Genomic DNA, 23177 nt, shown 5'->3' on the forward strand with positions numbered 1-23177 from the left:
TTCGCGGCTGCGGGCGATCACTCGCCCGTAGCCTTGGAGATGATCTCCTTCGCCACGTTCTGCGGAACCTCGGCGTAGGAATCGAACTGCATGCTGTAGCTAGCCCGGCCCTGGGTCTTCGACCGCAGGTCGCCGACGTAGCCGAACATCTCCGAGAGCGGCACCAGGGCGCGGACGACGCGGGCACCGCCGCGCTCCTCCATCGCCTGGATGATGCCACGACGGGAGTTGAGGTCGCCGATGACGTCGCCCATGTTCTCCTCGGGCGTGACGACCTCGACGGACATCATCGGCTCGAGGAGCGCGGGGTCGGCCTTACGGGCCGCCTCCTTCAGCACCATCGAACCGGCGATCTTGAACGCCATCTCAGACGAGTCGACCTCGTGGTACTGACCGTCGAGCAGCGTCAGCTTCACCCCCACCAGCGGGTACCCCGCGAGCACGCCGTACTGCATGGCGTCCTGCGCGCCGGCGTCCACCGACGGGATGAACTCCTTGGGGATGCGACCACCGGTCACCGCGTTGACGAACTCGTAGGTCGGGCCGTCAGCGGTGAGCGGCAGGGGCTCCACCTTCACGATCACGCGGGCGTACTGACCCGAGCCACCGGTCTGCTTCTTGTGGGTGTACTCGATCTTCTCCACCTCGCGGCGGATCGTCTCGCGGTACGCCACCTGCGGCTTGCCGATGTTCGCCTCGACGTTGAACTCTCGGCGCATGCGGTCCACCAGGATGTCCAGGTGCAGCTCGCCCATGCCGGAGATGACCGTCTGGCCGGTCTCCTCGTCGTTGCGGACGCGGAAGGTCGGGTCCTCCTCGGCGAGGCGCTGGATCGCGGTGCCCAGCTTCTCCTGGTCGGCCTTGCTCTTCGGCTCGATGGCCACCGAGATGACCGGCTCGGGGAAGGTCATGGACTCCAGGATCACCTGGTGCGCCGGGTCGCTGAGCGTGTCACCCGTGGTGGTCTGCTTGAGACCCTGCACGGCGATGATGTCGCCCGCGGTGGCGCTGCTGCGCTCCTCACGCTTGTTCGCGTGCATCTGGTAGATCTTGCCGATCCGCTCCTTGCGGTCCTTGGTGGAGTTGGCCACCTGGGAACCGGATTCGAGCGTGCCGGAGTAGACGCGCACGTAGGTCAGCTTGCCGAGGTGCTTGTCGGTCTGGATCTTGAAGGCCAGGGCCGAGAAGGGCTCCGACGCCGACGGCTTGCGCAGCATCGGGGTCTCCCCGTCCATCGCGGTGCCCTCGATCGCCGGGACGTCCAGCGGCGACGGCAGGTAGGCGACGACGGCGTCGAGCATGGGCTGCACGCCCTTGTTCTTGAACGCCGAGCCACACACGACCGGGTTGGCCTTGCTGGCGATCGTGGCCCGCCGGATGGCCGCCTGGATCTCCTCGACCGAGAGCTCCTCGCCCTCGAGGTACTTCTCCATGATCTGGTCGTCGACGTCGGCCAGCGTCTCCAGGAGCTTCTCCCGGTACTCGTTGGCCTGGTCCACCAGGTCGGCGGGGATGTCCTCGACGGCGTAGTCCTCGCCCTTCTGGGTCTCGCCACGCCAGGTGAGCGCGCGCATCCCGATCAGGTCGACGACGCCGATGAAGTCGGACTCGGCACCGATCGGCAGCTGCAGCACCAGCGGCGTGGCGTTGAGCCGCTCGACCATCATGGTCACGCAGCGGAAGAAGTCCGCGCCCGTCCGGTCCAGCTTGTTGACGAAGCACATGCGGGGAACGTGGTACTTGTCCGCCTGCCGCCACACGTTCTCGGTCTGCGGCTCCACGCCGGCCACACCGTCGTAGACGGCGACGGCACCGTCGAGCACCCGCAGCGACCGCTCCACCTCAACGGTGAAGTCGACGTGGCCGGGGGTGTCGATGATCTGGATCGTGTGACCCTTCCACTCGCACTTGGTGGCGGCGGAAGTGATCGTGATCCCGCGCTCCTGCTCCTGCTCCATCCAGTCCATGACGGCCGCGCCCTCGTGGACCTCACCGATCTTGTACGTGATACCGGTGTAGAACAGGATCCGCTCGGTGGTGGTCGTCTTACCAGCGTCGATGTGCGCCATGATGCCAATGTTGCGAGTCTTGGCGAGCGCGTTGTCGGCGGCAGCCACGTCAGATCCCTACTTCGTGTCTCGTTGGTACCGGATGCCAGCGGCAACCGGCGGGTGGGTTGCTCACTACCAGCGGTAGTGGGCGAACGCCTTGTTGGACTCGGCCATCTTGTGCGTGTCCTCGCGCCGCTTCACGGAAGCGCCGAGGCCGTTGCTCGCGTCGAGCAGCTCGTTCATGAGGCGCTCGACCATGGTCTTCTCGCGGCGGGCACGGGAGTAGGTCACCAGCCAACGCAGGCCGAGCGTGGTCGCCCGCGCCGGACGGACCTCGACCGGCACCTGGTAGGTCGCGCCACCGACACGGCGGCTGCGGACCTCGAGGGTCGGCTTCACGTTGTCCATCGCGCGCTTGAGCGTGACGACCGGGTCCGTGCCGGTCTTCTCGCGGCAGCCCTCCAGGGCGCCGTAGACGATCGACTCGGCCAGCTGCCGCTTGCCCTGCAGCAGGATCTTGCTGACGAGCTGGGTGACCAGCGGCGAGTTGTACACCGGGTCGGCGACCAGCGGCCGGCGGGGAGCGGGGCCCTTACGCGGCATTAGCTCTTCTCCTTCTTCGCGCCGTAGCGGCTGCGCGCCTGCTTGCGGTTACGGACACCCTGGGTGTCCAGCGAACCGCGGATGATCTTGTAGCGAACGCCCGGGAGGTCCTTCACACGGCCGCCGCGAACGAGCACGATCGAGTGCTCCTGCAGGTTGTGGCCGACACCAGGGATGTACGCCGTAACCTCGATCTGGCTGGTCAGCTTGACGCGAGCGACCTTGCGCAGGGCGGAGTTCGGCTTCTTGGGCGTGGTGGTGTAGACGCGCGTGCAGACGCCCCGCCGCTGGGGGCTTCCCTTCAGCGCCGGCGTCTTGGTCTTGCTCGTCTTCGCCTTGCGGCCCTTGCGGACCAGCTGCTGGATCGTGGGCATCCGGGCCTCAAGTCTCCCTTCGACCGCACGTGCGGCCGCGCCTTTTCCCTAGTTACCGGATTTTCCCGGTTAACGCTTCTGGTGTTGTCTGGTGGTGATTTGTTTCGGCCCCCGCGGTCGGGCGTGTCGCCCGTCCCACACTGGTGCCGTTGGTGCTCACCACCGGTTTTGTCTGTGCTCGCCCGACCGGACCCCGGCCCTGACGCACGCACAAGCGGCCTGGGAACCCAGGCACGAGGAGAAAGAGTACCGACCGCAGGGACACAGGTCAAAACGAGGTGCTTAAACCCGGCCAACAGTGGCCGAATTCACCCGGGTCCGGCCACGCAGCGCCCACGCCGATATTCTTCCGCACCCAGTCTACCTCGGCCCGAACGGTGCCGCGTTCGCAGGTCTGGCTCCCGCCCGTCCAACCGGACGAGGAGCGGCAAAGAAGCAATGAACCCTGGCGGTACGTATGGGTACCGCCACGGTTCATTGCTCCGCCGATGATCACGCGGCGGACGCCGTCACCGCGGCCAGCATGGCGCCGGCCGTGCCGACCAGGCCGGCCACCGCGCAGACCAGCCCTGCCCGGGCCACCCCGAGGCCCGAGACTTTCACCACCGCGCGCCGCCCCACCTGCCGCATGCCGATGCCGGCCAGCACCAGCGCGGCGACGCCGAGGAAGCCGGCCAGGATGGCGAACGCCCCCGCCACCCGTACGCCCCAGCCGTCGTCGCCACCGACCTGACCGAAGAACAGCGCCACGAACGCCACCAGGATCGACAGGATGCCGGCGGCCAGGCTGGTCGCCGACGGCCCGCTCAACGTGGGCCGTACGCCGACGACGGCCACCGCGAACGGCGTTTCCGCGACCGGCTGGACGGCGACCGGCCGGGGCAGCCCGTACGCCTGGGTCACGGCCGGCACGGGCCACGGCGCCGGCGGCGGACCGTAGCGGCCGTCGATGCCCGGATAAGGCGGCGGTGGCGCGCCGGCCCCCTGGTAGGCGTGGGTGCCCGGAGGGAACCCGGCAGGCACTGGATAGCCGGCCGGCGGGTAACCAGCCGGCCGGTTACCCGGCGTCGGATCGCTGGGCGCCGGATAGCTGGAGGTCGGATAGCTCGGCGCCGGATAGTTCGGCGCCGGATGGTGGGGGGCCGGCGTCGTGGGTGGGGTGGCCGCCGCCCAGCCGCCGACGGGTCCAGTGGGGGGTGAACCCGACGGCGGGGCCCAGGTGGCCGCAGCGGGGCTGCCCCTCCCGGCGACCCCGGGACGCCCGCCGGCGATCTCCGGGCGGCTTTCGGCGGCCTCCGGGTGGCTATCTGCTGCCTCGGGGCGGCTATCGGTGGCCTCGGGACGCTGGCCGGCCGTGTCAGGGGCGTCGGCGGGGAGGTCGCGGCGCTCCTCGGCTGCCTCGGGGCGCGGGGCCGCGGGCGGGTCGGGTCGGGCGTCGAATCCCTCGCCGGCCCCGCTGTCGTATGCCACGCTGCGCTCCTCCCGCCCGTACCGGACTCCATCTTCGCTCATGGGCGCCGGGCGGCGCGGCTCAGTCGGAGGTGGGTGGGAAGTCCTGGCCGCTGTTGGCGTCCCCGGCCAGCGAGATGATGCCCACGACGCTCGCGGCGACCAGGGCGCCCACGGCGATGGCCAGGGCGATCCAGACGAGGATGACGCCGGCCCGCAGCTGCCGCGCGCCGGTGAGGTAGCCGCGGCCGTCGACGAGGTCGCCGCGCGCCTGGCGGGCCAGTGCCAGGCCGACCGTGGCCGGGATGATGCCGCCGACGACCGGGGCGGTCACGACGGCCGCCACGCCGAGCGCGAGCACCGCGGCCGCCTTGGTGGACCGTACGGGCTCCGGATCCAGCGGGTGCCGGAGATCCGTTTCGTTCTGTGCCGGCTCGGCCACAGTCTCGGTCATGGGCTCTAGCACAGCACGTTCCCTCGATCGGTGCACGGCGAGCACCCGTAAAACCCTGATGTCGACCGGCTCACGTCCGTGGACGCCGTGGGGCCCCGGGACGTTGTCCCGGGGCCCCACGTTCAGTTATCCCTCAGCTCAGCGGAACGACCCCAGGTCGAAATCGTCGAGCGGGACGGCCACGCCGCTGGCCGGGCCGAAGCCGTAGTCGGCCTCGGTGTAGCCGGTCATCGAGTAGACCTTGGCCTTCGCCTCCTCGGTCGGCTCCACCCGGATGTTGCGGTAGCGGGAGATGCCCGTACCGGCCGGGATGAGCTTGCCGATGATGACGTTCTCCTTGAGGCCGATGAGCGAGTCGCTCCGGGCGTTGATCGCCGCGTCCGTGAGCACCCGGGTCGTCTCCTGGAAGGAGGCGGCCGAGAGCCACGAGTCCGTGGCGAGCGACGCCTTGGTGATGCCCATCAGGACCGGACGGCCGGCGGCCGGCTCGCCGCCCTCGGCGACGACCCGACGGTTCTCCGCCTCGAACTGGGCGCGGTCGACCAGCAGGCCCGGCAGGAACTCCGTCGAGCCCGAGTCGATGATCGTGACCCGCTTCAGCATCTGCCGGATGATGATCTCGATGTGCTTGTCGTGGATGAGCACACCCTGCGAGCGGTAGACCTCCTGGACCTCCTGGGTCAGGTGGACCTGGACCGCGCGCGGGCCGAGCACCCGCAGCAGCTCGTGCGGGTCGATCGTGCCCTCGGTGAGCTTCTCGCCGACGCCCACGTGGGAACCGTCGTGGGCCCGCAGGCGGACGCGCTTGGAGATCTTGTCGTGCACGATCTCGTCGCTGCCGTCGTCCGGCACGATGATGATCTTGCGTGACCGCTCGCCGTCCTCGATCCGCACCCGGCCGGGGGTCTCCGCGATCGGCGCCTTGCCCTTGGGCACGCGCGCCTCGAAGATCTCCTGGACACGGGGCAGACCCTGGGTGATGTCCTCACCCGCGACACCACCGGTGTGGAAGGTACGCATCGTCAGCTGCGTACCCGGCTCACCGATGGACTGCGCGGCGATGATGCCGACGGCCTCGCCGACGTCCACGGTCTTGCCCGTCGGCAGCGACCGGCCGTAGCAGGCCGCGCAGACGCCCAGCTTCGACTCGCAGGTGAGCACGGAACGCATGCGCACCGTGTCGACCCCCGCCTCGATGAGCTTGCCGAGCAGGATCATGTTGATGTCCGTGCCGCGCGCGACCACGACCTCGCCCTTGGCGTTGGTCACGTCGTCCGCGAGCGTACGGCCGACCACGCCGGTCTCGGCGTGCTCGTGCGCGACCAGTTCGCCCTCGGGGCGCTGCCCGATGGTGATCTGGATAGCCCGGTCGGTGCCGCAGTCCTCCTCGCGGATGATCACGTCCTGCGAGACGTCCACCAGACGACGGGTCAGGTAACCCGAGTCGGCGGTACGCAGGGCGGTGTCGGCCAGACCCTTGCGGGCGCCGTGCGTGGAGATGAAGTACTCCAGCACGGACAGACCCTCGCGGAACGAGGCCTTGATCGGACGCGGGATGATCTCACCCTTGGGGTTGGCCACCAGGCCACGGATCGCCGAGATCTGGCGCAGCTGGAGCATGTTGCCCCGGGCGCCCGAGTGGATCATCGTCCACAGCGGGTTGCCCACCGGCAGCGCGGTGTCCAGCTCCTTGGCGACCTCGTTGGTCGCCTTGGTCCAGATCTCGATCAGCTCGCCGCGGCGCTCCTCGGCGGTCATGAGACCACGCTGGTACTGCTTGTCGATCCGCTCGGCTTCCTTCTCGTACCGGTCGAGGATCTCGCGCTTGCGCGGCGGCGCCACGACGTCCTCGATACCGATGGTCACTCCGGACCAGGTGGCCCAGTGGAAGCCGGCCTCCTTGAGCGCGTCCAGCGTCGCCGCCAGCTGCACCTTCGGGAACCGCTCGGCGAGGTCGTTGACGATCGCCGACAGCTGGCTCTTGCGGATCTCGTAGTTGATGAACTTGTACGCCACGGGGAGCGTCTCGTTGAACAGCACCCGGCCGAGCGTCGTCTGCGCGATCACGGTGTCGCCCGGCTGGAAGCCCTCGGGCTCCTCCCAGGCCGGCTTGCCGGCGCCGTTCTCGATGCCGACGACCTCCGGCAGGCGGATCGTGATCGGGGCCTGCAGGTGCAGCTCGCCCGCGTCGTAGGCCATCCGGGCCTCGGCCTCGGAGGAGAACGCCCGGCCAGCGCCGAGCGCGTCCTCCTTGAGGTGGGTCAGGTGGTACAGGCCGATGATCATGTCCTGCGTGGGCATGGTCACGGGCTTGCCGTCGGCCGGCTTGAGGATGTTGTTCGACGACAGCATGAGCACGCGGGCCTCGGCCTGCGCCTCCGCCGACAGCGGCACGTGCACGGCCATCTGGTCGCCGTCGAAGTCCGCGTTGAACGCGGTGCAGACGAGCGGGTGGATCTGGATGGCCTTGCCCTCGACCAGCTGCGGCTCGAAGGCCTGGATGCCGAGGCGGTGCAGGGTCGGCGCGCGGTTGAGCAGGACCGGGTGCTCGCCGATGACCTCCTCCAGCACGTCCCACACGACCGGGCGCTGACGCTCGACCATGCGCTTGGCCGACTTGATGTTCTGCGCGTGGTTGAGGTCCACCAGGCGCTTCATCACGAACGGCTTGAACAGCTCCAGCGCCATCTGCTTGGGCAGGCCGCACTGGTGCAGCTTCAGCCGCGGGCCGACGACGATGACGGACCGGCCCGAGTAGTCGACGCGCTTGCCCAGCAGGTTCTGGCGGAACCGGCCCTGCTTGCCCTTGAGCATGTCGGACAGCGACTTCAGCGGACGGTTACCGGGACCCGTCACCGGGCGGCCACGGCGGCCGTTGTCGAAGAGCGCGTCGACGGCCTCCTGCAGCATCCGCTTCTCGTTGTTGACGATGATCTCGGGAGCGCCGAGGTCGATCAGTCGCTTGAGGCGGTTGTTGCGGTTGATGACCCGGCGGTACAGGTCGTTGAGGTCGCTCGTGGCGAACCGGCCACCGTCGAGCTGGACCATCGGCCGCAGGTCCGGCGGGATGACCGGGATGCAGTCGAGGACCATGCCGAGCGGCGAGTTGGTCGTGTTGAGGAACGCGGCGACCACCTTGAGGCGCTTGAGCGCGCGGATCTTCCGCTGTCCCTTGCCCGTACGGATGGTCTCGCGCAGGTTCTCGGCCTCGGCGTCGAGGTCCATGTTCTCCACCAGCGACTTGATCGCCTCGGCGCCCATGTGGCCGGTGAAGTACTCGCCGAACCGGTCGCGCAGCTCGCGGTAGAGCAGCTCGTCCGTGATGAGCTGCTTCGAGTCGAGCTTGCGGAAGGTGTCGAGCACCTCGTCGAGCCGGTCGACCTCGCGCTGGGCCCGGTCGCGGATCTGGCGCATCTCCCGCTCGCCAGCCTCCTTGACCTTGCGGCGCACGTCGCTCTTGGCGCCCTCGGCCTCAAGCTCGGCCAGGTCGGCCTCCAGCTTCGCGGCCCGCTTCTCGATCTCGGCGTCGCGGCCGTTCTCGGCATGCCGCTTCTCCGCGATGATCTCCGCTTCCAGCGTGGGGAGGTCGCGCTGGCGCGCCTCGGTGTCCACGCTCGTGATCACGTACGAAGCGAAGTAAATGATCTTTTCGAGATCCTTGGGGGCGAGGTCGAGCAGGTAGCCCAGCCGGCTCGGGACGCCCTTGAAGTACCAGATGTGGGTGACCGGCGCGGCCAGCTCGATGTGGCCCATGCGCTCACGGCGGACCTTCGCCCGGGTCACCTCGACGCCGCAGCGCTCACAGATGATGCCCTTGAAGCGGACCCGCTTGTACTTACCGCAGTAGCACTCCCAGTCCCGGGTGGGGCCGAAGATCTTCTCGCAGAAGAGGCCGTCCTTCTCGGGCTTGAGGGTGCGGTAGTTGATGGTCTCCGGCTTCTTGACCTCGCCGTGCGACCACTGACGGATATCGTCCGCGGTGGCGAGACCGATGCGGAGCTCGTCGAAGAAGTTGACGTCGAGCACTTCGGCTATCCCTCGAATCTCAGTAGCTCGTCTGGTGGTTCAGGAGGGGCTGCGGTCCGGGCCGCCGTGGCGACCCGGACCGGTCCCAATCAGACTTCGTCGACGCTGATCGCGCCTTCGTTCGGTCGCCGGGAGAGGTCGATGCCCAGCTCCTCCGCGGCCCGGAAGACCTCGTCGTCCGTCTCGCGCATCTCCAGGGCCACCCCATCACTGGAGAGGACCTCGACGTTGAGACAGAGCGACTGCAGCTCCTTGAGCAGAACCTTGAACGACTCCGGAATGCCGGGCTCCGGAATGTTCTCGCCCTTGACGATGGCCTCGTAGACCTTCACCCGGCCGACGACGTCGTCGGACTTGATGGTCAGCAGCTCCTGCAGCGCGTACGCGGCGCCGTAGGCCTGCATGGCCCAGCACTCCATCTCGCCGAACCGCTGGCCACCGAACTGCGCCTTACCACCCAGCGGCTGCTGCGTGATCATCGAGTACGGACCGGTCGAGCGAGCGTGGATCTTGTCGTCGACCAGGTGGTTCAGCTTGAGGATGTAGATGTAGCCGATCGCGATCGGGTCCGGCAGCGGCTCGCCGCTGCGGCCGTCGAACAGGCGCGCCTTGCCGGACGAACCCACGATCTGGGTGCCGTCGCGGTTCGGCAGGGTGGAGGCCAGCAGGCCGCTGATCTCCTCCTCCTTGGCGCCGTCGAAGACCGGCGTCGCCACGTTCGTGTCCGGCTCGGACTCGTGCGCGTTGATCGCCTTCAGCGCGGACTTCCACGCGGCGTCCTCGCCCTCGACCTTCCAGCCGGTCTTCGCCACCCACCCGAGGTGGGTCTCGAGGACCTGGCCGATGTTCATCCGGCTCGGCACGCCGAGCGGGTTGAGCACGATGTCGACCGGGGTGCCGTCCTCAAGGAACGGCATGTCCTCGACCGGAAGGATCTTGGAGATGACACCCTTGTTGCCGTGCCGGCCGGCGAGCTTGTCGCCGTCCTGGATCTTGCGCTTCTGGGCGACGTAGACGCGGACCAGCTCGTTGACGCCCGGCGGCAGCTCGTCGCCCTCCTCGCGGGAGAACGTGCGAACGCCGATGACCGTGCCCGACTCGCCGTGTGGGACCTTGAGGCTCGTGTCGCGGACCTCGCGGGCCTTCTCGCCGAAGATGGCGCGCAGCAGCCGCTCCTCCGGGGTCAGCTCCGTCTCGCCCTTGGGCGTGACCTTGCCGACCAGGATGTCGCCGGGGACGACCTCGGCACCGATCCGGATGATGCCGCGCTCGTCGAGGTCGGCGAGCATCTCCTCGCTGACGTTCGGGATGTCGCGGGTGATGTCCTCCGGACCCAACTTCGTGTCGCGGGCGTCGACCTCGTGCTCCTCGATGTGGATCGAGGTGAGGACGTCCTCCTGCACGAGGCGCTGCGACAGGATGATCGCGTCCTCGTAGTTGTGCCCCTCCCAGGTCATGAAGGCCACGAGCAGGTTGCGCCCGAGTGCCATCTCGCCCTCGTCGGTGCACGGTCCGTCCGCGATGACCTGGCCGGCCTCGACCCGGTCGCCCTCGAACACCACCGGCTTCTGGTTCACACAGGAGCCCGCGTTCGACCGCCGGAACTTGTGCAGCAGGTACGTACGACGGTGGCCGTCGTCCTGGTGCACCGTCACGTAGTCGGCGCACAGGTCCTCGACCACGCCGGCGACCTCGGCGACGACCACGTCACCGGCGTCGACGGCCGCCCTGTACTCCATGCCGGTGCCCACCAGCGGCGACTCGGCCTTCACCAGCGGCACGGCCTGGCGCTGCATGTTCGCGCCCATGAGCGCGCGGTTGGCGTCGTCGTGCTCCAGGAATGGGATCATGGCGGTCGCGACCGACACCATCTGGCGCGGCGAGACGTCCATGTAGTCCACGGCGTCCGGCGTCACGTAGTCGACCTCGCCGCCCTTGCGGCGCACGAGCACGCGCGCGTTGGTGAACTCGCCGCCGCTCTTGAGCGGCTCGTTCGCCTGCGCGATGACGTGCCGGTCCTCCTCGTCCGCCGTGAGGTAGTCGATCTGCTCGGTCACCTTGCCGTTCTCGACCTTGCGGTACGGCGTCTCGATGAAACCGAACGGGTTGACCCGCGCGAACGTGGAGAGCGCGCCGATGAGGCCGATGTTCGGGCCTTCCGGCGTCTCGATCGGGCACATGCGGCCGTAGTGCGACGGGTGAACGTCACGCACCTCGAAGCCGGCGCGCTCACGCGACAGACCACCCGGGCCGAGCGCCGACAGGCGGCGACGGTGGGTCAGACCCGCGAGCGGGTTGGTCTGGTCCATGAACTGCGACAGCTGGGAGGTACCGAAGAACTCCTTGATGGCCGCGACCACCGGGCGGATGTTGATCAGGGTCTGCGGCGTGATCGCCTCGACGTCCTGAGTGGTCATCCGCTCCCGGACGACCCGCTCCATGCGGGACAGGCCGACCCGGACCTGGTTCTGGATCAGCTCACCCACGGTGCGCAGGCGGCGGTTGCCGAAGTGGTCGATGTCGTCCGCCTCGTAGCCCTCCTCGCCGGCGTGCAGCCGGCACAGGTAGGCCACGGTGGCGACGATGTCGTCCTCCGTCAGCACCCCGGTGGTGATCGGCAGGTCGAGCTCGAGCTTCTTGTTGAACTTGTAGCGACCCACCCGCGCGACGTCGTACCGCTTCGGGTTGAAGAAGAGGTTGTCGAGCAGGGTCTGGGCGTTCTCGCGCGTCGGCGGCTCGCCCGGGCGCAGCTTGCGGTAGATGTCGAGCAGGGCCTCATCCTGGCTGGCGATGTGGTCCTTCTCGAGGGTCGTCATCATCAGCTCGGACCAACCGAAGTGCTCGCGGATGCGGTCGTTGCTCCAACCGATCGCCTTGAGCAGGACGGTGACAGCCTGACGACGCTTGCGGTCGATGCGGACGCCGACCGTGTCGCGCTTGTCGATATCGAACTCGAGCCAGGCGCCACGGCTCGGGATCACCTTCACCGTGGTGATGTCCCGGTCGGACGTCTTGTCGGGCTCCTTGGAGAAGTAGACACCCGGTGACCGGACGAGCTGGCTCACGACGACACGCTCGGTGCCGTTGATGATGAACGTGCCCTTCGGGGTCATGATCGGGAAGTCACCCATGAACACCGTCTGGCTCTTGATCTCACCCGTCGAGTGGTTGGTGAACTCGGCGGTGACGAAGAGCGGGGCGCAGTAGGTGAGGTCCTTCTCCTTGCACTCCTCGATCGAGGCCTTGACCTCGTCGAAGCGCGGTGCGCTGAAGGAGAGGGACATAGTGCCAGAAAAGTCCTCAATAGGACTAATCTCGTCAAGGATCTCAGCCAACCCGCTCCGTGCATGCGGATCCCCGGCCCACCGCTGCGCCCAGGCCTCGTTGCCCACCAACCAGTCGAACGACTCGGTTTGGATGGCGAGGAGGTTGGGCACCTCCAGGTGTTCCGTAATCCGGCCGAAAGAAATTCGGCGAGGAGCGTATGCGCTTGATTGACTGGTCTTCGCAGGGCGGGAAGCTGCCAAGATGCGTCCTTCCGAGGACCTGTGGTGCAACGGCCGTTTCGCGAGCACCCCAACAGACCCCGTTCGGAAATAGCCCATAAAAGGACATGACCGGCAGAGGCCAAATGAGGAGGCAGCGCAAACTAGCAGTGTAGCCGCCGGGCTACCCGCTGGCAAGTCACCTGCGCACGTGCTCCCAAACGTGTCCGATTTTCCGCCGGACCCGTCCTCCGCTATCCGTACCAGGCGACTCCCGTGGATCGCGACCGCGGCGCGTCATCCGTGCAAGCGGTCAGCTGTGCTGTGAATCTAGGGGGCCGTCGCACCGCCCCGTAAGGCGTTGCGGATTCAGCGTGCATGGCGCATCGCGCCGCGTCAAGGGCCCTGGACCATGTGACGGTCATGAGACGGATCAAATCGGTACAAAAGAATGATCCTTTAACCCGACAGCAACGATAGAAACACGGTGGGCGCCCTCCATGCGGAGGGCGCCCACCGACGCGCGGAGCGCGAGATTACTTGAGGGTGACCTTGGCGCCCTCGGCCTCGAGCTTCGCCTTGGCCTTGTCGGCGTTCTCCTTGTTGGCCTTCTCAAGGATCGGCTTCGGGGCGGCCTCGACGAGGTCCTTGGCCTCCTTGAGGCCCAGACCGGTCAGCTCGCGGACGACCTTGATCACGTTGATCTTCTTGCCGCCGTCCGACTCGAGGATGACGTCGAACTCGTCCTTCTCCTCCTCGGCGGGGGCCTCGGCCGCGCCACCGCCACCGCCGGCAGCGGCAATGGCGACCGGGGCCGCGGCGGTTACCTCGAAGACCTCCTCGAACTTCTTCACGAAGTCCGAAAGCTCGATGAGGGTCATCTCCTTGAAGGTCTCAAGCAGTTCGTCGGTGCTCAGCTTCGCCATGGTGGCGACTTCCTTTCGTTGGATCTCACTAGTCTTTGGGAGCCCGACCAGGTCAGGCTGAGCCAATGGGCCTTCCGGTCCTTACCGGAAACCACGGCTCCGGCCGTCAGGCCGAGCCAATGGGCCTTCCGGTCCTCACCGGAAACCACGGCTCCGGCCGTCAGGCCAAGCCAATGGGCCTTCCGGTCCTCACCGGAAACCACGGCTCCGGCCGTCAGGCCGAGTCCTTCTCACGCTTGTCCTGCAGCGCGGCCGCCAGGCGGGCGGTCTTGGCCAGCGGCGCCTGGAACAGCGCGGCGGCCTTGCTGAGGTTGCCCTTCATGGCGCCGGCCAGCTTGGCCAGCAGCACCTCGCGGGACTCGAGGTCGGCGAGCTTGCGGATCTCGTCCGCCGTCATCGCCTTGCCCTCGAAGACCCCGCCCTTGATGACGAGGAGCGGGTTGGTCTTCGCGAACTCGCGAAGGCCCTTCGCCGCCTCAACGACATCGCCGGACACGAAGGCGAGCGCGGTAGGACCGGTGAACAAATCGTCGAGGCCCGTGATGCCCGCGTCCGTCGCGGCACGCTTCGCGAGGGTGTTCTTCGCGACCGCGTACGTGGTGTCGGCGCCCATGGAGCGCCGCAGCTGCTTGAGCTGCGCGACCGTGAGGCCGCGGTACTCCGTCAGCACGGTCGCCGTGGACGACCGGAAGCTCTCGGTGAGCTCCGCGACAGCGGTGGCCTTGTCGGCCCGAACCGGCTTGTCCGCCATGTCCCTCCTTTCGTTGCTCTACTCGGCTGGCCGTTCATCGGCGGCCCTGGCAACGAAAACGCCCCGGCGCAGGGCGCACGGGGCGGGACAGGCGCTGATCGCACCTTGACGCTGACCGTCCATCCTGCGCGGGCCGCCTGCGTCAACAGGACCTTCGACCGTGCTTGCGACACGGTGACCAGCGGTCTTTGGGTGGAACTTCGCAATAAATGTACGCCGTGGCGGGCCAGGCACCAAATCGGCGCCTGACCACCCCCAGGCCCGCGTGCGGCTGGGTGCCGTGTACGGGTCGTGCCTGCCGGCTCCGCTCCGGCGCCGGGGTTGCGGCGCTACGGCGCGATGGCCACCGGATGCGGGACGGCATTCCAGCGCTAAGGCACCCAGCCACCAAACGCGGGACGAAAGTCCTGCAATAAGGCACCCTGGCGCTGGAAACTGGACCGGGATCTCGACGCGATGGCGCCATAGCGCTGGAATTCGACCGTCCGGGCGCCGTCTCGGCGCCCCGGGCGCCCTGCGGAGGGCGTGATCGTCAGGTCGAGCTACCTGATCCCCGCTAAGTCACGCATGTGGTGAGATGACGGACGGCCTGGGTCGCCAAAGTCACGTCATTGGCGAGGCGGCGAGCCCTCCCACCCGCCAAAACCACGACAATGGCGAGGCGGCCAGCCCTCCCAGCCACCAAAACCACGACTATGGCGAGGCGGCCAGCCCTCCCACCCGCCAAAACCACGACTATGGCGAGGCGGCCAGCCCTCCGGTTCGCCACGTTCATGCATTTGGCGGGGAGGTGGGTGTACCGCTTCGCCAAATGCGCGACTTTGGCGAAGCGCTGGCCGGGGTCGCGAGCCGGGTCGGATGGCGCCGGGTCGCGGCCGGGTCGCGGCCGGGTTGGGTTGAGGTCGCCGGAGGCCTCGTGGATGGGCGGGGACAGCGGAAGGGCCGCCCCGTAGTGGGACGGCCCTTCCGGATGCTGCGACGGGAGCGGCTCAGGACTCCGTGGTCTCGCGCAGGTTGCGCGTGACGTTCGGGTCGATCTGGATGCCGGGGCCCATCGTGGTGGTCACGAAGACCTTCTTGAGGAACTTGCCCTTCGCCGCGGACGGCTTGGCGCGCAGGACCTCGTCGAGGACGGCGGCGTAGTTGTCGACGAGCTGCTCGGCGCTGAAGCTGGCCTTACCGATGATCAGGTGAAGGTTCGAGTGCTTGTCGACCCGGAAGGTGATCTTGCCGCCCTTGATGTCCTGGACCGCCTTGGTGACGTCCATGGTCACCGTGCCGGTCTTCGGGTTCGGCATGAGGCCGCGCGGGCCCAGGATCCGCGCGATCCGGCCGATCTTGGCCATCTGGTCGGGCGTGGCGATCGCGGCGTCGAAGTCGAGCCAGCCCTCCTGGATGCGGGCGACCAGGTCGTCGCTGCCGACCACGTCGGCACCCGCGGCGGTGGCCTCGTCGGCCTTCGCGCCGGCGGCGAACACGATCACGCGGGCGGTCTTACCGGTGCCGTGGGGCAGGTTGACCGTGCCGCGGACCATCTGGTCCGCCTTGCGGGGGTCGACACCGAGGCGCATGGCGACCTCGACGGTGGCGTCGAACTTGGTGGTCGTCGTCTCCTTGGCGAGCTTGATCGCCTCGATCGGGACGTACAGCTTCGACTTGTCGATCTTTTCGGCCGCCTTGCGGTAGCCCTTGCTGTGCTGCATGAGTCAGTTCTCCTGTGGTCTGTGTCGGGGCCGCGAAAGTGCCCCTCCCACGCTTAAGAGGACGGTCAGTCCTTGACGGTGATGCCCATGGAACGCGCGGTGCCGGCGATGATCTTCGCGGCGGCGTCCACGTCGTTCGCGTTGAGGTCGGCCATCTTCTTCTCGGCGATCTCGCGCAGCTGAGCCTGCGTGATCGAGCCGACCTTGGCCGAGTGCGGCGTGCCGGAGCCCTTCGGGATGCCAGCGGCCTTGATCAGCAGCCGGGCGGCGGGCGGCGTCTTCAGCTCGAACGTGAACGTACGGTCCTCGTAGACGCTGATCTCAGCCGGGACGATGTCGCCCCGCTGGGACTCGGTCCGGGCGTTGTACGCCTTCACGAACTCCATGATGTTGACGCCGTGCTGACCGAGCGCCGGGCCGACGGGCGGCGCCGGGGTGGCCTGGCCTGCCGGCAGCTGAAGCGTGAAGGTCTTGACGAGCTTCTTCTTCTTCGGAGGCATGATTCTTTCCTGATCCTGGGCGGATGGTGATCGTCCGGAAGACGGGCACGGCAAAGCCGCCGTGCACAGCCGGACGTTTCAGGGTACCGCACCGGCGGAGTACGCCCGCCGGTGACCCGTACTCAGATCTTCGAGGCCTGGTTGAAGTTGAGCTCCACCGGCGTCTCGCGGCCGAAGATGGAGACCAGGACCTTGAGCTTCTGCTGGTCCGCGTTGATCTCGCTGATCGTCGCGGGGAGCGAGGCGAACGGGCCGTCGATGACGGTGACCGAGTCGCCGACCTCGAAGTCGAGCACCTTGACGCCCGGCTTGGCGGCCTTCTTCTCCGTCTCGGCGGCAGGCGCGAGCCACTTCAGCACCTCGTCGAGGGAGAGCGGCGCGGGGCGGTCGGCGCGGTCGGTGGCGCCGACAAAGCCGGTGACGCCGGGCGTGTTCCGCACGCAGGAGTACGACTCGGGGGTCAGCTCCATGCGGACCAGGATGTAGCCCGGGAAGACCTTGTTCTGGACCTGGGTCCGCTTGCCGTTCTTGACCTCGACCTCTTCCCGGGTCGGCACCTCGACCTGGTAGATGTAGTCCTCCATGTCGAGGCTGGTGATGCGGGTCTCGAGGTTGGTCTTGACCTTGTTCTCGTAGCCGGCGTAGGAGTGCACGACGAACCAGTCACCGGGCGCGAAGCGCAGCTTCTGACGCAGCTCGGCGACCGGGTCGAAGTCGTCGTCCGACTCCACGGCCTCCACCACCGGCACCTGCTCGGTGGCGGCAGCGGCCTCAACACCCTCCGACGGCTCGGCGATCGTGTCGGTCTGGCCGGTCTCGTCGTACTCGGGCACGCTGACTCTCTTCCCTGCCACTCCCGCCCCCTACGGGCGGGAGACACATGTTTCCGTACTAAGCGCCGAAGATCGCCAGCAGCACCTTGGCGAAACCCAGGTCAAGCAGGCCCACGATGCTCAGCATGATCACCACGAAAACGATGACGACGCTGGTGTAGGTCAGCAACTCCTTGCGGGTCGGCCAGATGACCTTACGCAGTTCGGCGACAACCTCGCGAACAAATCGGGTAAACCGCCCAAAAAGACCAGGGCCCTTCTCGCCCGGCTTCGTGCTGCGGCGCTCGAACGACTCCACGGCGCTCTTACGCTCGGCCTTCTCGGCGCGCTCGGGGGTCTCGTCCTCAGACTCCTCAAGCAGTTCCTCGAGTTCGGCGTCGGAACCGCCGGCGCCCTCAGCCTCGGGGTCGTCGCCGCGGCGCTTGCTGTCGGCCACGTCGTCCTACTTTCGTCTCCAGCCGGCTTCAGCATTACCTCGCTGAGCGCTCCGGCACGGGTGGTATGTCGCTCCCAATCACCGGGAGCTCCGCTGCCAGCGCACCGCGCTCACGGGACGTCGGCAGCGCCGGTGAAGACCCGTTAAGCACCAGTGTGCAGGCCTTCGGCGCAGGGGCGACAGGACTCGAACCTGCAACCTGCGGTTTTGGAGACCGCTGCGCTACCAATTGCGCCACACCCCTTTGCGAAGCGAGAGACAGACGCCACTCACCCCACGGCGGACCAGTGTACGGGTAGGTGTCGCAAACTCCCAACCCGCCACCCTTCCCGGGTGCCTACCCCTGGCGTACCAGCGCCTTGGCCTGGGTGAGCACCTTCTCGCCGCCACACGTCACCGTAAGGTCCAGTTGCGCGCGGCCTTCCTCGTCGACCGCCTTCACGACCCCGGCGACCTGCACCTGCGTGCCCTCGTCGTCGTCCGGGACCACGAGCGGGCGGGCGAACCGGACGCTGTACTCGACGATCGAGCCGGGGTCGCCCGTCCAGGTGGTGACGGCGCGTCCCGCCAGCGCCATCGTGAACATCCCGTGGGCGATCACCCCCGGCAGGCCCACGGCGGTGGCGACCCGGTCGTTCCAGTGGATCGGGTTGAAGTCGCCGGAGGCGCCCGCGTACCGGACCAGGTCCGCGCGCGTCACCTGGTACGTCTGGACTGGCAGTTGGGTTCCCTGCTGCAACATCGGTCACTCTCCCCGCACGACGAGCCGGCACCACAGCGTGAGGACGGGCTCGCCGTCCTCGGTGGAAATTTCGCCCCTGGTGGTGATGAAGTCGTTGCCGACCCGGGACTGAATGTCCTCGATCGTGGCCCGGCACACCAGCCGGTCCCCCGCCCGCACCGGGCGCACGTACGCGAACCGCTGGTCGCCGTGGACGACCCGGCTGAAGTCCAGACCGAGCGCGGTATCCGCGATCAGCGTGTCATTGATGGTCCCGCTGAAGATCACCGGGAACGTGGGTGGGGCGATCACGTCCGGATGTCCGAGCTCCTTGGCGGCCGCCACGTCGCGGTAGGCGGCCTCGGGCGCGCCGATCGCGTCGGCGAACTCCCGGATCTTCTCCCGGCCCACCTCGTAGGGCGGGGAGGGCGGATACGACTTTCCGGTCAGGCTGGCGTCCAACGGCATGGCGAGAGCTTATGCGACCGCGCCGGACACGACAGCGCCCGCCGGGCTCATGCCTGGCGGGCGCCGTCGGAAGGCGATGGTGCGGACGCGCTCAGCGGGTCTCGCGGTGTGCGGTGTGCTTGCCGCAACGCGGGCAGAACTTCTTCAGCTCAATGCGGTCCGGGTCGTTGCGGCGGTTCTTCTTGGTGATGTAGTTGCGCTCTTTGCAGTCCACACACGCCATCGTGATCTTTGGACGAATGTCGGTCGCCTTGGCCACGGCCGTGTGCCTTCCTCGTTGGTACCTAGGGTCTGAACACCGATCAGGTGTCCATCGTAGCGGTGGCCGGAATCGAACCGGCGACACAGCGATTATGAGCCGCTTGCTCTGCCATCTGAGCTACACCGCCGAGACGTGCGGAGAGCCCCCTTACGGAATCGAACCGTAGACCTTCTCCTTACCATGGAGACGCTCTGCCGACTGAGCTAAGGGGGCACACCAGAACCACCGGTCCGGTCGCTCGGGTAAGAGTACACAACGCGCGGCGCATCGTGAAATCAGATCCGCCCGTACGTCCTGCGGGGTGCCCCGGATCACGTGCGGGAGATCAGTTCACGGCGCGCAACCGGCGGATCTCGCCACCGCCGTGTCCCAGGACCCCCACGGGTACCGGGTCGGGCTCGGTCTGGGCGGCCAGCCACGCCTCGAAGCGCTCGTGCGGCAGCGGGCGGCTGAACAGGTAGCCCTGGCCGACGTCGCAGCCGACCTCCTCCAGCAGCGACAGGGTGAGCTCGCTCTCCACGCCCTCGGCGACCGCCGTGAGCCCGAAGTGCCGGGCGAGGTCGACGACCGCCCGCACGATCGCCAGGTCGCCCGGGTCGGTCGCCATTCCCTGCACGAACGACTGGTCGATCTTGACCTCGTGCACGGGAAGGCTGCGCAGGTAGGACAGCGACGAGTACCCCGTGCCGAAATCGTCGACGGCGAGCCGTACGCCCATTTCCTCAAGCTTGCGCAGCGCGGGCAGTGGGCGTTCGGTCTCACCGACCATGCCGTCCTCGGTGATCTCCAAGGTCAGCAGGTGGGCCGGAACGTCATGCTCGCGCAGCAGCTCCCCGACCCGGGCGGGGAAGGCCGCGTCCATGAGCGTGCGCGGCGAGATGTTGACCGCCACGGCCAGCGGCCGGCCGGCGTCGATCCAGTCGCGGCAGCGGCGCAACCCCTCGTGCAGGACCAGCTCGGTGAGGCGGCCCAGCTGGCCGGTCCGCTCGGCGACCGCGACGAACTCCGTGGGCGGGACGTGACCGTGCGTGGGGTGCTCCCAGCGGGCCAGGCACTCGACGCCGATGACCCGGCGGCCGGCCAGCGTGACCTTCGGCTGGAAGTACACCTCAAGCTCTGCCGACTCGATCGCGCGGCGCAGGTCCGCGGCGAGGCTGAGCCGCTGCACGGCCCGCGACTCTAGGCTCGCGTGGTAGACCTGGATCGGCAGGCTGAGCTGCTTGGCCGCGTGGTTGGCCAGGTCCGCCCGCTGGAGCAGGATGTCCGGGTCGGTGCCGTGGTCGGGGTGCAGGGCGATGCCGACCGCGGTGTCCAGTTCGAGGCTGACCGAGCCCATGTCCATGCTCAGGTGGCGCACCTGCTCGCGCAGCTCGCGGGCCAGCGAGACGGCCGCGTCGGCGTTGCGCAGGCGCAGCGTTACGGCGATCTCGTCGCCGCCGGCGCGGCCGACGAGGGCGGCCGCCGGGGCCATCGCCCGCAGCCGTCGGGCGACCTCGGCGACGAGCTGGTCGCCGGCCGCGTACCCGAGAGAGTCGTTGACGTCGCGCAGCCCGTCCACGTCGAACAGCAGCAGCGCCACGACCTCGCCGGGCGCGCGGACCTTGACCGCCTCCTCCAGCGCGTCGAGCATCCGGCGGCGGTTCGGCAGCCCGGTCAGCGCGTCGTGGTAGGCGTCGAAGCGCAGCCGCTCGACCAGCCGCGAGTTCTCCACGGCCACGGACACGTGCGCGGCGAGCGTCTCGATCAGCCGCACGTCGTCCGGGGTGAAGGTGCTGACGTCGTTGAGCCGGTTGACGACCTCCAGCGTGCCGATGACGGCCGCCCCGGAGCGCAGCGGCACGACGATGGCCTCCTTGGCACCCGACTCGCGCAGCAGGGCGCGCGCCCGGTCGTCGCCGAGCCGGGCGCCCACGGCGATCGTCAGGCCCTCCGCGCTCGCCCTCAACCGCAGAGCGTCGGGGGTACCGGTGACGTCGAGCAGGCCGTGATCGTCCACGCGGGAGGTGAGCAGGACCTCCGGATGACGGCCCTGGGCCGGCAGCCACAGCGTCGCGTACTCGGCGCCCATCAGCTCGCGGACCCGGCCGAGCAACGCGTCCGGCAGCGACCCGTCCCGGCTGGACTCCCCGATCGCGCGGGTCAGCTCGTACAGCTCGCCGAGGCTCTTGTGCTGGCGCGCGAACTGCGCGTACGACCGGTAGACCACGATCAGGACGCCGCCGAGACCGAGCAGGAGCAGCACGGACCAGGGCGAAGCCTGCAACACGAGCAGCACCACGAGGCCGACCATGATGTTCACCGCGTTGACCGCGAGCGCGGTGACGGCGGTGCGGGTCAGCGCCGGCAGGCTCATCCGGCCCTGCATGAGGGCCACGATCGCGAGAACGGCCAGCAGGCTCACGATCGACGTGACGGCGACGCTCGCGGAGAGCACGAGCCAGGTGCGGGGGCCGCGGTCATTGAGGGGACCGGCGGCCACCACGATCGTGTTGGCGACGACCGTCGCCGCCGCGATGCAGGCGACGTTGAAGCACATCTTCACCACGGGTACGCGGCGGATGCTGTTCGCCAGGACGAGCGCGACGAGCCGGGCCAGCAGGACCAGCGACGGTGGCAGGAAGAAGAAGCTGAGCAGCAGGGGGATCTCGGCGAACGAGACCGACACGGCCTGGCGCCGGACGGTGAAGTGCAGCAGAGTCGCCTCAGCCGCGATGAACAGCGCGCAGAGCGCGATCGCCTTGGGCACGTCCGCCGGACGCGCCGGAACGGCCGCCGCCAGCGGCACGAACACCGCGATGGCGATCGCCGCCAACGGGGCCGTGACGAACCAGGCCAGTTGGGCCGACCGGCGGACCGGAACTCGAACAAATGACACCGGCGCTCCCAGCTATCGGCCCCGAAGCCGCCCGACCTCAGTCAAGCGGAACCGAACTGGTCGCCTCGCCGACGCTCCAGGTCGTGTCAACCAACATGTAGGTGATGGGTCGGGACGCGAAGCCGGCGCTGACGGTCAGCACGCCAAACGCGGACACGAGGAGAATCCGTGCGACCTTGCTGCGGAGCATCCGTCGCCGCTCCTTGTGGCCCGAGTCTTGCTGGCCCATGCCACCCTCCCAACAAAATGCAGGCTGCACCCGTCATATCAACTTCCTGGCATGCTGCCACAGGCTGCGGCGGGCTGAAACCCTCGACTCGCACGTCTGCCCGGTGACCCGGTGAAACTAGCCATTCGGCCAATAATTAGGGGGCCGACACCCCGATCCGACACGAAGGCTTCTCACGTTTACTGGCACGCCCGCCACCCGGAGTGTCCACACGCCAGACACGCGTCCCTACTACGACCTATGCCGATGGGCACTCGCCGCGGTCGTGACCACCGTCGGGTACTCGGCCATCGCGCTTGCCAACGTGGCTTTGTCAGGAAATGTCGTCGTCCTGCTGAACATCGCTGGCGTACTCCTGTTGGTTTCCTTCGCCATCTGGCTCTATCGGGCGCGGCACAACCTGGACGCCTTTCCCGAGGCCGTCGCCCGGTCACGGCCCGCGTGGGCGCTGTGGGCATGGTTCCTGCCGATCATCGACCTGGCGCTGATCCCGTGGGTGGTCGCCGACCTGGCCCGCCACGCACTGCCGCGACGGGCCGCCGTACTCCTGACGGGCGCCTGGTTGGTTGCGCTGGAAGCCTCATCGACGCTCAGCAGAGGACTGCCCAAGGCTTACTGGTCCACAATCGGGCTTGCCTGGGAGCCGGACCGGACCGCGACCTGGTGGGCGCCCTGCACCACCGTCGCGATTCTGATCTTCGCGGCCTGCCAGATAAGCGCCGTCGCGTTGATCACCAGGGCCCAGGCGCGGCGGGTGACATCTAGGCAAGTGGCGGCGCAGGCGGCCTCCGTACGCAACCGGCCCGGCGCCGAACCGCCACCTCGCCAAAGATCAGGATGCTCAGCACAGCGTCGCTCTCGCACTGACTGAGCTTGGCAGTCCCTCAACCGTCAACAAAAGCGCGGCACTTTGCCGACTATTGCCGGGACGAGTGATCGAGCGGTCCCCCTGTGACTGAGTGGGACCGACGACGAAGGCCCCCGACCGGCGTTTCCGCTGGTCGGGGGCCCTTTTTGCAGCTTGTGGCGGG

The 23177-nt window shown here is 68.1% G+C and carries 19 protein-coding genes and 3 tRNA genes; 1 reads left to right on the top strand and 21 read right to left on the bottom strand.

Translation table 11 applies throughout. The features are described from left to right. Positions 1-17: 17 nt before the first annotated feature. The 21 genes from fusA to ABD191_RS08860 all read right to left on the bottom strand — a co-directional run bounded on the left by fusA (position 18) and on the right by ABD191_RS08860 (position 22146). Complete coding sequence (gene fusA / locus ABD191_RS08760; protein ID WP_344078772.1) at positions 18-2117, bottom strand: elongation factor G; 2100 nt, start codon at positions 2115-2117, stop codon at positions 18-20. A gap of 66 nt (positions 2118-2183) precedes the next feature. Continuing rightward, on the bottom strand, positions 2184-2654 hold the full coding sequence (gene rpsG / locus ABD191_RS08765) for a 30S ribosomal protein S7 (RefSeq protein WP_344078774.1): 471 nt from the start codon (positions 2652-2654) through the stop codon (positions 2184-2186). Next, complete coding sequence (gene rpsL / locus ABD191_RS08770; RefSeq protein WP_344078776.1) at positions 2654-3028, bottom strand: 30S ribosomal protein S12; 375 nt, start codon at positions 3026-3028, stop codon at positions 2654-2656. Before rpsL ends, rpsG begins: the two co-directional genes overlap by 1 nt. A gap of 492 nt (positions 3029-3520) precedes the next feature. Further along, entirely contained in the window at positions 3521-4498 is a 978-nt protein-coding gene (locus ABD191_RS08775) for a hypothetical protein (RefSeq protein ID WP_344078778.1), read from the bottom strand. A gap of 61 nt (positions 4499-4559) precedes the next feature. Next, a complete protein-coding gene (locus ABD191_RS08780; protein WP_344078780.1) occupies positions 4560-4931 on the bottom strand; it encodes a hypothetical protein in 372 nt (123 codons plus the stop codon). A 138-nt stretch (positions 4932-5069) separates the two neighbouring features. After that, positions 5070-8957: a DNA-directed RNA polymerase subunit beta' gene (locus tag ABD191_RS08785; protein ID WP_344078781.1), complete on the bottom strand. Its 3888-nt coding sequence runs from the start codon at positions 8955-8957 to the stop codon at positions 5070-5072. An 89-nt stretch (positions 8958-9046) separates the two neighbouring features. Next, positions 9047-12484, bottom strand: a complete 3438-nt coding sequence (gene rpoB / locus ABD191_RS08790; RefSeq protein ID WP_344078783.1) for a DNA-directed RNA polymerase subunit beta — start codon at positions 12482-12484, stop codon at positions 9047-9049. Between the two features lie 494 nt (positions 12485-12978). Then, a complete protein-coding gene (gene rplL, locus ABD191_RS08795) occupies positions 12979-13368 on the bottom strand; it encodes a 50S ribosomal protein L7/L12 (RefSeq protein WP_344078784.1) in 390 nt (129 codons plus the stop codon). A 214-nt stretch (positions 13369-13582) separates the two neighbouring features. Beyond that, positions 13583-14119, bottom strand: coding sequence for a 50S ribosomal protein L10 (gene rplJ, locus ABD191_RS08800; RefSeq protein ID WP_344078786.1), 537 nt, complete (start codon positions 14117-14119; stop codon positions 13583-13585). Positions 14120-15108: 989 nt separating this feature from the next. Beyond that, positions 15109-15822, bottom strand: a complete 714-nt coding sequence (gene rplA / locus ABD191_RS08805) for a 50S ribosomal protein L1 (protein WP_344078788.1) — start codon at positions 15820-15822, stop codon at positions 15109-15111. A 65-nt stretch (positions 15823-15887) separates the two neighbouring features. Then, a complete protein-coding gene (rplK, locus tag ABD191_RS08810) occupies positions 15888-16322 on the bottom strand; it encodes a 50S ribosomal protein L11 (RefSeq protein ID WP_344078790.1) in 435 nt (144 codons plus the stop codon). Positions 16323-16444: 122 nt separating this feature from the next. After that, positions 16445-17155 (bottom strand): transcription termination/antitermination protein NusG, encoded by a 711-nt coding sequence (gene nusG, locus ABD191_RS08815; protein ID WP_344078792.1) that lies wholly within the window; start codon positions 17153-17155, stop codon positions 16445-16447. 58 nt (positions 17156-17213) lie between these two features. Then, entirely contained in the window at positions 17214-17591 is a 378-nt protein-coding gene (gene secE / locus ABD191_RS08820) for a preprotein translocase subunit SecE (RefSeq protein ID WP_344078793.1), read from the bottom strand. A 171-nt stretch (positions 17592-17762) separates the two neighbouring features. Continuing rightward, a tRNA-Trp gene (locus tag ABD191_RS08825) sits at positions 17763-17835 on the bottom strand. Between the two features lie 93 nt (positions 17836-17928). Continuing rightward, positions 17929-18333, bottom strand: coding sequence for a MaoC family dehydratase (locus ABD191_RS08830; RefSeq protein ID WP_344078795.1), 405 nt, complete (start codon positions 18331-18333; stop codon positions 17929-17931). A 3-nt stretch (positions 18334-18336) separates the two neighbouring features. Then, the gene (locus tag ABD191_RS08835) at positions 18337-18780 is read right to left on the bottom strand and encodes an FAS1-like dehydratase domain-containing protein (RefSeq protein WP_344078797.1); all 444 of its coding nucleotides are present in this window, start codon (positions 18778-18780) and stop codon (positions 18337-18339) included. A gap of 91 nt (positions 18781-18871) precedes the next feature. Next, entirely contained in the window at positions 18872-19039 is a 168-nt protein-coding gene (gene rpmG, locus ABD191_RS08840; protein WP_344078799.1) for a 50S ribosomal protein L33, read from the bottom strand. 57 nt (positions 19040-19096) lie between these two features. Next, positions 19097-19169, bottom strand: a tRNA-Met gene (locus ABD191_RS08845). A gap of 13 nt (positions 19170-19182) precedes the next feature. Next, positions 19183-19255, bottom strand: a tRNA-Thr gene (locus tag ABD191_RS08850). A 112-nt stretch (positions 19256-19367) separates the two neighbouring features. Beyond that, positions 19368-21917: a putative bifunctional diguanylate cyclase/phosphodiesterase gene (locus ABD191_RS08855; protein WP_344078801.1), complete on the bottom strand. Its 2550-nt coding sequence runs from the start codon at positions 21915-21917 to the stop codon at positions 19368-19370. Positions 21918-21954: 37 nt separating this feature from the next. Beyond that, positions 21955-22146: a hypothetical protein gene (locus tag ABD191_RS08860; protein ID WP_344078803.1), complete on the bottom strand. Its 192-nt coding sequence runs from the start codon at positions 22144-22146 to the stop codon at positions 21955-21957. A 265-nt stretch (positions 22147-22411) separates the two neighbouring features. Between ABD191_RS08860 and ABD191_RS08865 the strand changes: the two genes are divergently transcribed. Then, complete coding sequence (locus ABD191_RS08865; RefSeq protein WP_344078805.1) at positions 22412-23017, top strand: DUF4328 domain-containing protein; 606 nt, start codon at positions 22412-22414, stop codon at positions 23015-23017. Positions 23018-23177 lie beyond the last annotated feature (160 nt).

Source organism: Luedemannella helvata, assembly GCF_039528415.1.
GTDB lineage: Bacteria > Actinomycetota > Actinomycetes > Mycobacteriales > Micromonosporaceae > Luedemannella > Luedemannella helvata.